Source organism: Novosphingobium sp. (assembly GCF_019748365.1).
In the GTDB taxonomy this organism is placed as follows: Bacteria; Pseudomonadota; Alphaproteobacteria; order Sphingomonadales; family Sphingomonadaceae; genus Novosphingobium.
Genome location: NZ_JAIEPN010000020.1, coordinates 15,116 through 28,961 on the forward strand (window position 1 = coordinate 15,116; position 13,846 = coordinate 28,961).

The 13,846-nt window shown below is 62.3% G+C and carries 13 protein-coding genes; 1 reads left to right on the forward strand and 12 read right to left on the reverse strand.

Annotated elements, in window-relative coordinates:
- Positions 1 to 319: 319 nt before the first annotated feature.
- Positions 320 to 682 carry a hypothetical protein gene (locus tag K5Q19_RS03040; RefSeq protein WP_292632550.1) on the reverse strand — a complete coding sequence of 121 codons (363 nt, stop codon included), beginning with the start codon at positions 680 to 682 and terminating at the stop codon, positions 320 to 322.
- Between the two features lie 951 nt (positions 683 to 1,633).
- Between K5Q19_RS03040 and K5Q19_RS03045 the strand changes: the two genes are divergently transcribed.
- Positions 1,634 to 2,923 carry a glycoside hydrolase family 130 protein gene (locus K5Q19_RS03045; protein WP_072384163.1) on the forward strand — a complete coding sequence of 430 codons (1,290 nt, stop codon included), beginning with the start codon at positions 1,634 to 1,636 and terminating at the stop codon, positions 2,921 to 2,923.
- A gap of 169 nt (positions 2,924 to 3,092) precedes the next feature.
- On the opposite strand, the gene K5Q19_RS03050 is transcribed toward K5Q19_RS03045, so the two are convergent.
- The 11 genes from K5Q19_RS03050 to K5Q19_RS03100 are packed head-to-tail and all read right to left on the reverse strand — an operon-like array spanning position 3,093 to position 13,667.
- Positions 3,093 to 4,685, reverse strand: a complete 1,593-nt coding sequence (locus K5Q19_RS03050; protein ID WP_292632551.1) for an oleate hydratase — start codon at positions 4,683 to 4,685, stop codon at positions 3,093 to 3,095.
- Positions 4,686 to 4,741: 56 nt separating this feature from the next.
- Positions 4,742 to 5,614, reverse strand: a complete 873-nt coding sequence (locus K5Q19_RS03055) for a FoF1 ATP synthase subunit gamma (RefSeq protein ID WP_072384146.1) — start codon at positions 5,612 to 5,614, stop codon at positions 4,742 to 4,744.
- Positions 5,611 to 7,128 carry a F0F1 ATP synthase subunit alpha gene (locus tag K5Q19_RS03060; RefSeq protein ID WP_292632554.1) on the reverse strand — a complete coding sequence of 506 codons (1,518 nt, stop codon included), beginning with the start codon at positions 7,126 to 7,128 and terminating at the stop codon, positions 5,611 to 5,613. The genes K5Q19_RS03055 and K5Q19_RS03060 overlap by 4 nt, the downstream gene beginning before the upstream one ends.
- The gene (locus K5Q19_RS03065; RefSeq protein WP_292632556.1) at positions 7,112 to 7,864 is read right to left on the reverse strand and encodes a hypothetical protein; all 753 of its coding nucleotides are present in this window, start codon (positions 7,862 to 7,864) and stop codon (positions 7,112 to 7,114) included. The genes K5Q19_RS03060 and K5Q19_RS03065 overlap by 17 nt, the downstream gene beginning before the upstream one ends.
- A gap of 9 nt (positions 7,865 to 7,873) precedes the next feature.
- Complete coding sequence (locus K5Q19_RS03070) at positions 7,874 to 8,116, reverse strand: F0F1 ATP synthase subunit C (protein ID WP_072384143.1); 243 nt, start codon at positions 8,114 to 8,116, stop codon at positions 7,874 to 7,876.
- Positions 8,113 to 8,802 carry a F0F1 ATP synthase subunit A gene (locus tag K5Q19_RS03075; RefSeq protein ID WP_072384142.1) on the reverse strand — a complete coding sequence of 230 codons (690 nt, stop codon included), beginning with the start codon at positions 8,800 to 8,802 and terminating at the stop codon, positions 8,113 to 8,115. The genes K5Q19_RS03070 and K5Q19_RS03075 overlap by 4 nt, the downstream gene beginning before the upstream one ends.
- Positions 8,799 to 9,086 (reverse strand): ATP synthase subunit I, encoded by a 288-nt coding sequence (locus tag K5Q19_RS03080; protein WP_083554959.1) that lies wholly within the window; start codon positions 9,084 to 9,086, stop codon positions 8,799 to 8,801. Before K5Q19_RS03080 ends, K5Q19_RS03075 begins: the two co-directional genes overlap by 4 nt.
- Positions 9,062 to 9,349 (reverse strand): AtpZ/AtpI family protein, encoded by a 288-nt coding sequence (locus K5Q19_RS03085; protein ID WP_083554958.1) that lies wholly within the window; start codon positions 9,347 to 9,349, stop codon positions 9,062 to 9,064. The genes K5Q19_RS03080 and K5Q19_RS03085 overlap by 25 nt, the downstream gene beginning before the upstream one ends.
- Positions 9,346 to 9,765 carry a F0F1 ATP synthase subunit epsilon gene (locus tag K5Q19_RS03090; RefSeq protein WP_072384140.1) on the reverse strand — a complete coding sequence of 140 codons (420 nt, stop codon included), beginning with the start codon at positions 9,763 to 9,765 and terminating at the stop codon, positions 9,346 to 9,348. The genes K5Q19_RS03085 and K5Q19_RS03090 overlap by 4 nt, the downstream gene beginning before the upstream one ends.
- Positions 9,762 to 11,210 carry a F0F1 ATP synthase subunit beta gene (gene atpD / locus K5Q19_RS03095; protein ID WP_072384139.1) on the reverse strand — a complete coding sequence of 483 codons (1,449 nt, stop codon included), beginning with the start codon at positions 11,208 to 11,210 and terminating at the stop codon, positions 9,762 to 9,764. Before atpD ends, K5Q19_RS03090 begins: the two co-directional genes overlap by 4 nt.
- A 33-nt stretch (positions 11,211 to 11,243) precedes the next feature.
- The gene (locus K5Q19_RS03100) at positions 11,244 to 13,667 is read right to left on the reverse strand and encodes a glycosyltransferase family 4 protein (RefSeq protein WP_072384138.1); all 2,424 of its coding nucleotides are present in this window, start codon (positions 13,665 to 13,667) and stop codon (positions 11,244 to 11,246) included.
- Between the last annotated feature and the right edge of the window lie 179 nt (positions 13,668 to 13,846).

Below are 13,846 nucleotides of genomic sequence, written 5' to 3' on the forward strand. Positions count from 1 at the left end.
ATTGCGACAGGTTGGCTTTGGCGGATCGGGCGCCGGTGAAGCGAGGGAACTTCACCGGCGCCACGTGCCCGGCCGTCGTGTCTTATCGCTATCGGCCAGGCAATTGCTCAACCTGCCTGCGGCGATCCGGTCCTGTCACAGTCATGCGGCAGCCGGCTCACCAGGTTTTTGGGGGGCGCCAGTCGGATATCCATTTCGCGTAAACCATCTTGAGGGGGGGCCCCAAGTGGATGCATCGCGGGCGCGGATTGACGTGGACCCTTCGGTCCGATGGGCAGAAGCTACGGGGTCGGCAAAGCCGACGTAGCCCGCTCAGCGATCAGCCGATGTGCGCCGGAGGCTCAGGCTCGGGCGGAACCGTACGTCCCCACAGTGCCGCAACAGGGGACACGACAGGTTGGAAAAGCGTCAGGGCCTGAACGTCATCAACAACCTTGCCGGGGAGTAAAGCCAAGGGCACGGTGCAACCCATTTTTGCGATGCATTCCGGGGTCATCCCTTGGCAGGGTTGGTCATCCGATGATGGCTGAACGGTAATCCCCATTGCTTTGGCGCAGTCGGGGTCCATTTGGGTCGTTTCGGATTGTACCGGTTTGAGGGTCATCTGCGCGAAAGCTGATTCCTGCCCCAGAAGGCCAAGGATTGCTCCAATAAGAAGCAGGAAGGCGAGCCGACGATCCACGTTATGTCCTGTCTGGCAGGAACAGCACAGCATGGGAAGCAAAAATTACCAATGACGGGGCATTCCTGCATGCTGCTATGTCCATGATTAAATCGTATCGCGCAACACGCTGCAGGAATAATCATCAATTCCAACAGTTCGCTCGCGCTTGGGATTGGCCGTTATGGCCGGGTAGTCTGCCGTTGCGCAGCACCCTGCAACACCACCTACTGGTTGTATGAACCAGGGACCACGGGCGAGGTGCTTGGCATCAACAACGGCCTGGTTTGCCGCCGCAGCAGCCCAGCGGATCACGGCAACACGGTTGGCGGCCTCTTTTCGTCCTGTGTCCCTGCAACAGGGTGGCCAAGCCGCAGTAGCTTTTAGTCTGTTGAGTTATGGTCTTTGGAAGCATGCCGCTTGTCGCATAAGGCGTTGGGCTTGCAATCTTAAGGCGTGGAAAGATCGTTTGTATAGATGCGGGCGGATTGTCGCGTGCCTCGGCAAGGCCGATGGAGCGCAGGTCGACCGTGTCGAGGTTCATCAAATTTTCTGCGGTCATTCTGCGCATTTTAAGGTTACGTATGTCGCTTCACCGAAGGGTGACCGCCACGCGCGGTCGGCTCGAATTGATAAGAGCCTCGACCGTGGATTGAGCGTGCCGGCAATTCGTTTGTCTGCCTGCCCCAAACATCTTCGATATCCCCTAATAAATAATCGTCTGCACTTCCGACGAAATTGATGGCTTATCTTAAAGAGGAGTATGCCCGACAGGGAAAGCTGGCTTCTGCGGAATTTACTTATAGGCCCCCACAGCACAGGGCTTACAGGCAGATTTCTGGGCAAGGGTCGCCTTTCCGACCACAATCCCGCGAACGGAATCTACTCAGAATACCATAGTCGGTTGCGATACGCTTCCCAACGAGGAGCGGCAGTGTTGAAATGCAGGAACGCACAGGTGAGCCGGTCAGTATGATCCAACGCGCAAAACTTAACTTCTATGATCGCGTTCTTCGACCCGATCCATCGCGGACCGTCGTTCGGCCATTCGATCCGCACTACCCACGAGACTTCGCCGGCGGCACGTCACGTGCCCAAGAGACCGTGGACCTGATCGTGGCGCTTGACGAGGCTGAGTTGGCGCGCCAGCTAAAAGGCGTCTCATTGTCTCTGGATGAAAACCACCGTGACGTGGATACGATGCTGCTTCGGCGGTTCGAGGAGGTCGCTGGCGGCATCGAGGGTGTGGGTCGTATCAACGCCAAGCAGCGGCGGTTGATCGGCGCCTACTTCAGCGAAGAATTTGCTTACGAGGCCGCGGCCTTGTTCAATCCAAGCGTGGTACTCCATCCCGACCAGTCGGGGCTCCCGGAGGGAACCATCCGTTTCGTGATGTCGCTGCGGGGAATTGGCGAGGGACATGTGTCTTCCGTGACCTTCCGGACCGGCACCTGGGCATCAGGCGGCGCACTTTTGATCGATGATCCCAGCCCGACATCGGTATCGCCACTTATCGATACGTGCGGGAAAGGAGAGGGCGTAGCAGCGCGCCTGTGCTGCGCCGGCAGTCGCACGATCTCGGAGACGGTGCTTTTTCCGGTCCTGCCGAGCCAGAGGCAGGGCATCGAGGATACGCGCCTTGTGCGCTTCTGCGAGGATGACGGCAGCATAATCTATCATGGAACATATACCGCTTTTAGCGGTGGCGAAGTGCGATCGGAATTGCTGAGCACCACCGATTTCCGATCGTTCGAAATGCGCGTTCTGATTGGCCAGGCCTCTAGCGGAAAGGGCATGGCCCTTTTCCCTCGCCGCATTGAGGGCAAATACGCCATGCTTGGACGTCAGGACGGCAAGAATATCTGGCTTCATTTCTCCGATTCATTGCTCAACTGGGAAGGGGGCACAAAGCTCATTACGCCAAAATACCCCTGGGAATTCGTCCAGATGGGCAATTGCGGATCGCCGATCGAAATCGACGAAGGATGGTTGGTGATGACCCACGGCGTCGGCACGGTGCGTAATTATTGCATTGGCGCATGCCTCCTCGACAAGAATGATCCGTCAAAGCTGTTGGCGCGAACACCGCGCCCGGTCCTGGCGCCCAGCCCGCACGAACGGGACGGATACGTACCCAATGTCGTCTATAGCTGCGGTGCGCTTGTTCAGGATCGGACCATGCTTCTGCCATATGCGATTGCTGACAGCTTCACTGCTTTCGCTACGGTCTCGATCGATAACCTCCTGAGCGTGATGGAGTAAGCTACTTCAGTTGATGAGAATTGATGACCGTTTGGATAGTGGATAGCCGTCCGGGAGAACTACTCCAATTCAGAACGGGTGGGTGGTGACGAGCATTCCGCAAGAGTTCATCATTTTGTCACAGCCCTTGAACCCGGCAGTGCCCACCGGCCATCCATCGTCCCAACCTTCAATCGTTCATGTCATGCAAGGCGCGGAACGCCTTGTAGAGGTTGCGCGGATCGAGTTGTCCCTTGAACACTGCGGGCGGGGTCCGGTCGATATCGAGCAGCGCATAGACAGCCGACATAGCAGACCGCACCGAGTATTCGACTGTGAAGACGACGTCATCGGGCTGTTCGCAGAACTGTCCCGTGATGGCGAAGTTGGCATAGCCCTTGGGGTGGACCTGCGGCCGGTCGCCCTTGGCGCGATTGAGGAACTGGCTGGTAATGAAGGGCATCATGCATGGCAGGCAGATCATGCCCTCGAGGCTGGTCTGCGCCTGGTCGATCTCTCCCAAGTGGCCGAGCAATTCTTGCATCAATTCGCGCCCGGTGCAGGCCGACATCGGCTTGGCGACGTAATTGCCGGGAGCATCGACGCTGAGGCCATAGCCCCAGAACACTTGCACGTTGTCGGGCTGGCCAATGAAGTGTGGCTGGTGCGGCAGCACGATTGACATCAGCCAATTGGAATCGACGAAGGTGATGAGGCCACCTTCGCCCGGAACGTTGCCAGTGAAATCGCGGATCCGGTCGAACAGCGCCGAGTCCTTCAGCGTGGTGGTGAAGGAGAGCCATTTCGATTCATCGACATAGTCGGTGAATTTGGCGGGCCGGCCCAATTCGGGGCGGCCGGCGGCGATCTTGTCCCACAGGGCCCAGGCCCCACCGACGCTTTTGTCGTTAAGCGCCGCAGGGCTATCCATCCCGCCGATCGCGGCGCCTTCGGTCATCGATCCCAACGTCGCGATCACCAGGTCGCTGGGCGCGACTTCGACTTGCTCGGTCGTGCCGCCACTTTCGCAGGTCAGGCTCTCGACAAAATTCGTGCCGTCGCGGTCGGCAAACGCGATGTCGGTCACCTTGCTGCCGAGGCGAAACACCACGCCGCGCTCGTTGAGCCATTTGCGCAGCGGCAGCACCGGCGAGTCATATTGATTGTAAAGCGTCCGCATGATGCCGTGCAGTTCGTTGAACCCGGCGACCATGTGGGTGAAGCGCACGAGGTAGCGTTTCAGCTCGATCGCGCTGTGCCATGGCTGGAAGGCGAAGGTTGTGCACCACATGAACCAGAAATTGGTCTTGAAGAACGCTTGGTCGAAATGGTCGGAAATCCGGCTGTCGCCGAGCAGCGTCTCGGGTTCGATCGCCAGCTTCTCGATCGTCAGGATGTGGCGCTCTGACAGGCCGAATTCGGGCGCATCGATCTTGTTAGCGCCGCGCACTAGACGTGACTTGGAACCGGTCTTGATGACCTCGTTCCATTCGAAGATTTCCTGCGTGACGGTCTGCTTCCCGTCGAGCGTCGGAATTGAGGAGAACAGGTCGTAGGTGCACAGATATTTGCTTTCCATCATCCGCCCGCCGCGGACCATGTAGCCCGTGTGCGGGTCGCCCGACCCGTCGAGACTGCCGCCGACCCGGTCGAGCTCCTCATAAACGGTGATGGTGTGCCCCGACAGTCCGCCGTCGCGGATCAGTAAGGTGGCTGCCGCCAGCGAAGCGATCCCGCCACCGACGAGGTGGGCGCGGGTGTGGCTGCGATCGGGCTTTGTCATGCGGACCTCTTTGGCTGGGGGAGTTCGGTTTGGGCGATGGGCTTGGTTGACCAACGTCATCGATATTTGTCGCGGGCAGCCTGTCGATGCCGTCGCGAGCGAACGCCCGACGCCAGTTCTACCACCTCGGCGGTAACCGCCTCCTGGCGTGTCATCCGCTCGAGCCCTTGCAGCGTCTCGAGCTTAGCGGCGATATTGGTGCTAGCGGATGCCATCGTCGAGACACGCGCTTCATTCTCGGCGGCGAAGCATTCGGTGGCGGCTTCGCAGATCTGCGCGAAGACATATTCCTCGGTCAGACAATCGAGCAATTTTGGCAGAGGTAGCTGGATCAGCGGTGGCGTGGAGGTGACACTGCTAAATCTGGCAAAATCGAGCGGCAACAGGCGGCGCTGCGTGACCTTTAAGCCCTTCCCGGGGGTCCAGACCGGGAATATCAAGTCGATCCGGCTCGCTCCGCTGGTGTCGAGATAGGTCGTGACCGCCTCGATCAGCACTGCGGCCACCTCGATGATGGCGGCAGCGCGCAACGGTGCCGCGAAGGTGGCGGCGAGGGGCAGCCCGCGTTCGCGCGCCAGCGACGCGGTGCGGTCGCCGACCAGGAAAACATGCGAATTTGCCAACGCGGAAGTGGCACTGTCGAGCACGCGATCGGCAAAGGTGCCCGCGAAGCCCTGCTCGGCGCCGAACACGATCACGCCTGGCGGCGCGGTCCGGTGCGACATCGGCGTGACGGGTGACGTGTCGTCGAGCAGCAGCGCCTGCTCGATCGCGCGCGCCGCGACATCGCCGTAAGCACGTGCCGCTGGCAGCAGCGCGCGACCCTGTTGCGCGCGGGCAGCGGCGATACCCCGCATCGCGTTGACCACCGCGCCGAGCTGCCTGACGGTCGCGATTTGGGCGCTGATATCGGCGAGCTGCTCGGTCATGGCGTGGTCTGTCCCACGCTATTGGTCAGTCGGCCCACTGCTGCGATCAGCGCTGCACGATCGGGCTCGCTCAGTGTGCCGCTTTTCTCGACCGATGCGACCGTCTCCGCCGCCTGCGCGTCAAGCCAGGCGGGCAAGCGCGCGCGTAGCTCAGCGACCGTCTCTACGGCGATTGCGTCGAAAGCTCCCTGTGTCAGTGCCAGCGCCAGCGCAGTCTGGTCGACGACGCGCAATGGCTGGAACTGGGGTTGGTTGAGCAAGGCGCGCAGCCTTTGCCCACGGTCAATTTGCGCCTTCACGCGCGCTTCGGGCTGCTCGCCGAAGCGCGTGAACATCTCCAGCTCGAGGAATTGCGCGTAATCCAGGCGCAGCTTGCCCGAAACGTCGCGCAGTGCGCGCGCCTGGGTTTTGCCACCTACGCGGCTGACGCTGATGCCGACATCGACCGCGGGCTTTTGCCCTTGCGCGAACAGCTTGGCGTCGAGCGCAATCTGCCCGTCGGTGATCGAGATGAGATTGGTTGGAATATAGGCGCTCAAATTTCCCGCATCGGTCTCGGCGATAGGCAGCGCGGTGAGCGAGCCGCCGCCCTTGGCGGGCGAAAGCTTGGCAGCGCGCTCCAGCAAGCGGCTGTGGAGATAGAAGACGTCGCCGGGATAGGCCTCGCGCCCCGGAGGCTGACCAGTGAGCAAGGCGATCTCGCGGTGCGTGGCCGCATGCTTGGTGAGATCATCGACAACGATCAGCACATGACCGCCGCGATCGCGGAAATATTCGCCCATGGTGAAGGCGGCGAACGGAGCGATCCATTGCAGCCCAGGCGCCTGTGCGGGGCTCGCCACCACGAAGATGCATCGCTCGGGCGCGCCGTGACGACGGACTTGTTCGATTGCCCGCGCGACACTCGACGATTTCTGCCCGATCGCGACGTAGATGCAGATGACGTCGCTGGAGCGCTGGTTGACGATCGCATCGACCGCGAGCGCGGTCTTGCCGGTCGCGCGGTCGCCGACGATCAATTCGCGCTGGCCGCGGCCGAGCGCGAACAGTGCGTCGATCACGAAGGTCCCCGTTTGCACCGGCTGGACAACCAGGTCGCGGTCGATGATTGCGGGCGCGGCGCGTTCGATCGGTTCGAAGCTTTCGGCGGCGATGGCCGCACCGCTATCGAGCGGCCGACCGAGCGGATCGACGACCCGGCCGAGGAGCCCTGGTCCGACCGGCGTGCGGACAACCGCGCTGGTGCCGGTCACCATGGCACCCGCTTTCACGCCGTCGGCATCGTCGAGCAGCACGCAGCCAAGAGTTTCGCCGTCGAGCGTCTGGACGAAGCCCGCCTGGCCACCGTCGAAGTGCAGCAGTTCGTCGAGCCGGGCGTTAGGCAGGCCGGAAATCATAGCGACGCCGTCACCGATCGAGTCGATGCGGCCTATCTGGCGCAGTTCGGGGGCGAGGACGGTCGCCGCGACGCTCTGGCGCGCGCGCTCCAGCCAGCTCTCAGGCGTCTCGGGCATCGTTTCCGTCTTTCGCGAGGTGGCCGAGCATATCGTCCAGATCGGCGCGCCAGCTGTTGCGGAGGTGGACGTGCGCGCCGCGCAATTCGCAGCCGCCGATCAGATCCGGTTCCTCCTCGAACGCGAGGTCGAGTGGCAGCGGAAGGAGCTTCGCCAAGGCGTCGCGGCAGCGTGCGCGTTCACTGTCGTGGAGCGGGGTGGGCGTGACGAGGGTCAGCGCGATGCCGTCAAAGCTTCTGGCGCGGTCCACTTCGAGCATGGCGGCGAGCTGGTCGGTCAACTTCTGGAACATTGCCTCGTGGATCACGGCCGACGGCAAGTGCTGGACAAGCTTTGCGGCCAAGTCACCCGCAAGCGTTGCCGCTTGAGTCTCCAGCGCCTTGCGCATGGCGTCGCGTTCGGCGGCGATACCAGCCTTGGCCGCTTCGCCCATCTTTTCGGCATCGGTCTGGGCCGTTTCGAGCAATCGGACGCGGTCGGCGTCGGCGGCGGTGCGAACTTCGGCGCGAAGCCGTTCCGCATCGGCCGCAAGAGCGGTGTTGCTGGCTTTGAGGGCCGCCGCCTCGGTCTCCGCTTGCGCCTTCGCCGCCGCCGCATCGGCGAGCAGAGCGTCGGCCGCCGCCTGACGCGCTGCGATCGCCGCCACCACCGGCCGGTAGAGGAAGCGGCTAAGCAGCCAGATCAGGACAAGGACGTTGATCGCCTGGAGCGCTAGCGTCCACCAGTTGATATGCACTGTTCTGGGTCAGGCGAACGGGTTGGCGAAGAGCAGCAGCAATGCGACGACCAGGCAGTAGATCGCCATGGTCTCGATCATCGCCAGGCCCACGAACAGCGTGCGCGAAACGGTGGCCGCAGCCTCTGGCTGTCGTGCGATAGCGTCCATCGCAGCGGCGACGGCCTTTCCTTGCGCCAGCGCGGGGGCGATCGCGCCGAGCGAGATCGCGAGCGCAGCGCCCATGATGCTTATCAAATGGATCCAATTCATGTCATTGCCTTTTGCTGGATGGAAGTGGTTTCGCTGACCGCACCGCCGATGAAGACCATCGCCAGAGCGCCGAAAATATAGGCCTGTACCGCGCCGGTCAGCAGTTCGAGCGCCATGAGCGGGATCGGCACGAGCAACCCTGCCAGGCTGAGTACGATGCCGATCACGAATACCCCGCTCATCATGTTGCCGAACAGGCGAACGGTCAGCGACAGGCTGCGCGTGAACAGTTCGATCAGGTTGAGCGGCGCGAGCAGGATCGAAGGCTGGGCGAAGCTGCGGACATAGCCGTTAACGCCCAGCGCGCGGATCCCGAACCAGAGCGTCGCGCCGAACACGATCAGCGCGAGCGCGATATCGGTCTCCAGCGTCGCGGTCGGGGGCTCGACGCCGGGGATCAGCGACGACCAGTTGGCGACGAGCAGGTAAAGGAAGAACGTCCCGATCAGCGGAAGATACGGGGCCGGGGCGACTCCCATAGTCTCGCGGATCTGGACTGAAAACATATCGACGACGAGCTCGAGCGCGGCTTGCGCTCGCGACGGCTTGAGCGCGAGGCGACGCGTGATCAGCCATGATCCTACGCTCAAGAGCAGTATGATTCCCCAGGTGGTGACGACCGGCGTCGTAATCGGTACCGGACCGACCATGAGCAGGACTTGCGTGTCGAACGGCGAGCTGATCATGATGGCAGCCTTAGTCGGGGGAGGATCAGGTGCCGCGCGAGCAGGAACCCGCCTGCTGCTGCCACGAGCGCGGGCGCTCCTTGCGTTGCTGCCCAAACGAGCGTCCCGATCGTGACCGCCAGGCGTCCGAGCCGCCAGCCCAGTGCCGCGAAGGTGGAGCCGCCGACGACCACGAGGTTGACATCCTTGCGCAGGGACAGGAAATGGATCGCGCCTGCGGCCATGCCGAGGCACCCGAAAGCCGGAATGGCGACCGCCATCATCGCCTGTTGATCCAGCGCCATGCCGACCAACCGCCGAACACTGCGCCGATCATTATCAACGGCGCCGTCCAGAACACTCCGCTGGCGAAATGATGGTCGAGCCAACGCCCGGCGGCGAGGCAAATCAGGATCGGCACGGTGATCGTCCAGCCAAGCGCGCCGATCTGGCCGAGATTGCGCGCCAGCGACGGGGCGCCGTCGCGCGCCCATGCCTTGCGGCGATCGGCGCGCACGCGTACCGCCTTGGTCAGCCGGGTTTCGCGGTCGGGCAGGGGGTCGCTCACGGGCGTATGTCGCTGGTGGCCGCGCCGCCGCGCAGTGCCGCAACCATCTGCCGGATCGCCTGGGTGCGCAAACGCGCGGCGGCGGTGCGGTCGGTCCGGTCCGCGTCGATGCGCTCGCGATAGCGGGCTAGGACGTCGCGTTCGAGCGTGTCGAGATCGTCACCGATATGCGCCTCGCGCGTCGCGACCCGCACGTCGCGACCGCCGCTAACCGTCAGGATGCCCTGGCGGATCGCGCAGAAGCCTTGCCGTCCGTCCGCGTGCCGCCAAGAGACGACCGATATTTCCAGCGCGGTCAGAAAATCGCTATGGCCCTTCAGGATGCCGAAACTGCCGGTCGCATCTTCCGCGCGGACCGCATCGACATCGGGATGATCCGCGACGATCTGCGCGGGATCGGTGATCAACAGCCTCATTTGGGGGCTCCCGCCTGGCGCGCGCGCGCCTCCTCGAAATCGCCGATCATGTAGAAAGCACTCTCGGCCCAGTCGTCTGCCTCGCCGGCGAGGATCGCCGCGCAACCCTTTAGCGTCTCGGCGAGGGGCACCGAGCGCCCCGGCGTACCGGTGAACGCCTCGGTGACGACGAACGGCTGGGTCAGGAATCGCTGCAGCTTGCGCGCGCGATCGACGATGAGCCGGTCGTCGCGCCCGAGTTCCTCGACGCCGAGCAGCGAGATGATGTCCTGCAGCGCGCGGTATTGCGCGATCGTCTCGCGCACCTCTTCCGCGATACGGTAATGCTCGGCGCCCACCACCAGCGGGTCGAGCAAGATCGAGACCGAAGCGAGCGGGTCAACCGCGGGATACATGCCCTCCGCGGCCATCGAACGCGATAGTACGACGGTGCTGTCGAGATGGTCGGAAATGGCGGTGACGGCGGGATCGGTGAAATCGTCGGCGGGCACGTACACTGCCTCAATCGCGGTCACTGCCGCGCCAGCGACGGAGGCGATTCGCTCCTGCAGCGCGGCGACTTCGCTTGCCAGGGTCGGTTGATAGCCGACGCGGGACGGCAGTCGCCCGAGCAGCCCCGAAACTTCGCTGCCGGCCTGGACGAAGCGGAAGACGTTATCCATCAGCAGCAGCACGTTGCGGTGCTGCTCGTCGCGAAAATACTCAGCCACAGTTAGCGCAGTCAGCCCAACGCGCCAGCGCGCGCCGGGCGGCTCGTTCATCTGTCCAAAGACAAGCACGGTGCGGTCGAGCACGCCTGATCCGCGCATGTCGTTCAGAAGTTCGTGTCCCTCGCGCGATCGCTCGCCAATACCGGCAAACACGGATACGCCCTCATAGCGCGCGACCATGGCGTGGATCAGTTCCATTACCAGCACTGTCTTGCCGACACCGGCGCCTCCGAACATTGCCGCCTTGCCACCCTGCGCGAGCGGGGAAAGCAGGTCGATCACCTTGATCCCCGTCTCAAATTGCGACGTCGCGGAACTTTGAGCATGGAGTGGCGGCGGCGCGCGGTGAATCGGGCGCAACGTCACGTCGGCGGGCAATGGGTCTCCGCCGTCGCCAATCCTGCCGATGACGTCGATCAGTCGCCCAAGCACCGCAGCGCCAACCGGCACGGCTACAGGGCCGCCGGTTGCCTCGACCGCGACATGACGGGAAAGGCCCGAGGTGGCCTGCAGCGCTACGGCGCGCACCGTGCGATCGTCGATATGGCTCTGCACCTCCGCCATCAGCACGTCGGGCCTGTCCCAGTGAATGAGCAACGCCTCGTCGACCAGCGGGAGCTTCCCCTTCGGGAAGACCACGTCGATGACCGGGCCGCGCACGGCAATAACGTGTCCGGCATCGGATAGGCCTGTTTGGCCTGGATAGGTCTGCGGACGTGGATCAGTGGCGGGCATGATGACTGTCTGCCTGCCTGGATCGAGGGCGCTTCAATTGGCTGTCGCCAGCTGCGTCGTGGATCGAGCGCCCAATTCAACGTCCGGCATAAGCCAGCTACCAGCCGCGCCGGTATCGATTGGATCCTCGCTGGCTCCGCCGAGGTGGCATGTACATCGTGCGGTCGTCATTTCCGAAATACGTGGCAAGTCAGGCTGGGCAAACGGAGTGCGCCGCATCGCGGTCAACGCCGCGATATAAGCCAGCGTCGATTCCGCGCCCTGATTGGCGTTGCGCCGGTCGGGATGTAATCCATCGAAGCAGGCGCCGCGCTCGATATCCACCACTAGAACGCGAAGATCGTTTTGGCCAAGGAACCAGGCAAAGGCACGGCTCGCTTCACCTTGCCAGACGGCGTCTCCAGTGACACGCGCCGCGGTCAAACAGGCACTGACGGCCGCCCAGGCTTCCAGTGGCTGTTGATCGAAGGGTTGCGGATGCCGATGATCGGCACCGAAAGTTTCTGTTCCGATGGGCCGGAAATGACCGCGTTCGGCTGTTTGCAGTTTCATCAGCCAGCGTAGCGAATCAAGGCCTGCATCGAGATAGTGCTCCTTGCCGGTGTCATGGCCGCTGACAATCAGCGCCTCGCACAAACGGGCATTATCGTAGCCCAGCCTATCCTCGAACCAGATCCAATCAGGCCTGGCAGCGTCGGACCAGCGCTGGAAAAGCCGATTGGCTAGCTCGCCCCTGAGGCGCTCAAATCCGCGATGGCCTGGAAAGCGTTCCAGGAACGCAGATATGCCGAGCAAACCATAGGCCCAGGCGCGCGGCGATGTACACGCCATCAAGACGGGCGCGATCTCCAGCACCCGGGCTGCGGCCCAGCCATCCAGCGAACGGGCGTCTTTGTGCCGAGCAACGGTGCCTAGCGCCCAAATCGTGCGGCCCAGAGCGTCATCCGCACCATCGCTCTCCAACCACGTCCGATCGAAATTCATGAAGTTATGGACCCGGTTGGTCTGTGGTGACCAGGCGCTCTCGACAAAGGCTGCGTATGTGAGGTGCAACTGTTCCTCTTGCGCCGTCAAAGGGCGCAATGCCGCGAGTTCGGTGAAGACGAGCAGCGCGCGCGCATTATCGTCTAGGCAATAGCCATGTCTTCGATCGGGCACCGCAAATTTGGTGTGCTGCATCAGACCGACCGAATCGGTGAGAGCAGCGAGATGGGCCGTCGAGACATGTGGCAATGGGGTGTTGCCTGGTTGGATCGGTGGAAAGCCGATGATGGTTGCGCCTGCCGAACGCCGCTCCAATCGGACGGTTGAAAATACTTCGAGATACTGTTCCGCCACTCTCGGCCAGATCATTGCCCGACCACGAGCATAGGCGTTCGTCCGAATTTCGCTTCGCAATGTATCGTCGTCGATCAATCTGCGAATGGCCGTTGCGAACCCGTCTGCCTGCTCGAACGGGACGAGCAAGCCGCAATTGTCTGCCAGCAGCTCCTGCGCGTACCAGAACGGCGTTGAGACAACGGCTTTGCCGAGCGCAATCGCATAGGCCAGCGTCCCGGAAACGATCTGTGCCTCGTTGGGGTAGGGTGACAGATAGATGTCACATGCGGCCAAATAATCCAGCAACGCGTCAAGCGAGAGGTATCTGTCCACGAACTGGACATGTTCGCTAACGCCCAACTCGCTGGCGAGTGCTGTTAGGCTCTCTCGGTAGAGCTCGCCCTCGTCCCGCACCAGATTGGGATGGGTCGCGCCGACGATCATGTAGAGGAGTTTGGGGTTTTCCTGAACGAGGGCGGGCAGCGCGCGAATAGCTGTCTCGATACCCTTGCCCGGCCCAAGCAGTCCGAAGGTCATCAGCAAGGTCCGCTCTGCCAAGCCTAGATCGTGCTTCGCCATAGCTGGATCCAGAAAGGGACGATCCGGTACGCCGTGGGGTATCACGGCGATTTGATCGGCCGAGACGCCATAGACATCCTGCAGGATCTGGCGCCCCTTATCAGCCATCACGATCAGGCGGGCAGAGCTTGCAATGAGTTCGTCCATAACACGGCGCTGAGACGGATTGGGTGTGGCAAGGACCGTGTGCAACGTCGTGACCAGTGGCGCTTTCAGGCCGCGCACCAGGCCGAGGACATGCTCACCCGCCTCACCGCCGAAAATCCCGAATTCATGTTGCAGCGAGACTATCTCGATATCTGCAACATTCAGAAAGTCCGCCGCCACTTCATAGGAGGCGGGGTCTGCGTGTTGAATCTCCAGCGGGACCCGATCGGGATAGGCGTATGCATTCTTGTCGTCGGTCATGGCAATTGTCATCGCGGCCACGTTCGGATCGGCAGTGCTCAGCGCCTGCTGGAGATCATTCGTGAAAGTTGCGATACCGCAATGTCGCGGCACGCATGTCCCGATAAGAGCGATGCGGCTGGGCCGGGGAGTGAGGACGGGACCGTTCATGTTCAACCTCTAACCAAATGGATCTCTTTCGAGTCGGCAACACGAACGCGGCGGCGCGTATTGCCATTGCGCAATGCGTCCAGGCTTGCCTGTCGAAGTTCGATGTGAGAACACCGGGAATAAAAGGGGCCACGGATCGGCCGGTAGCACCGGATTAAAAATGGGCCAGTCCTGCTAGA